Consider the following 495-nt stretch of genomic DNA (forward strand, 5'->3'; position numbering starts at 1 on the left):
GGGTCAGCCCGCGGCGCGGTGCGGGACGGTGTGCGGTGCCGGGTCAGCGGGGGCGGCGCGCCAGCTCCGCAGCGTGGTGTCCACCGCCGGGGCGATGCGGCGGCGGGCCTCGCCGCGGGGGACGCCGCTCATCAGCAGCCTGTCGTACGGCGTGGCCGTGTGCCGGATCGCCGCGACGACCGCCGCCGTCACCGCGGCCCCCGACAGCGCACGCCCCGCCGCGCTGCGCCCCACCCGGCCGCTGCCCCGCACCGACGCGTGCGCGGCTGTCGCGCGGGCCTGCTCGGCCGGGCAGCCGGGGAAGAGCCGCCGTATCTCCTCGGCGAAGGCCGCGGTGAACCGCACGTCCTCCGCGGCCCGCCGCACCGCGTCCCTGGCCCTGCGCCGCGCCCGCGCCTCCGCGTCGGCGAGGCAGCGCTCCTAGGCGCGGGCGAGCGCGGCCTCCTCGACGAGGACGCCCTGCCGTTCGTACCGGGCGCGGCGGCGGTGGAAGCG

Annotated in this window: 1 pseudogene; it reads right to left on the reverse strand. The window is 81.2% G+C overall.

From position 1 onward, the window contains the following. Positions 1 to 3: 3 nt before the first annotated feature. Positions 4 to 495 (reverse strand): annotated as a pseudogene (locus AB8Z36_RS42165) (DUF2293 domain-containing protein); the annotation flags it as partial.

Source organism: Streptomyces flavofungini (assembly GCF_041028215.1).
Classification (GTDB): Bacteria; Actinomycetota; Actinomycetes; order Streptomycetales; family Streptomycetaceae; genus Streptomyces; species Streptomyces flavofungini_B.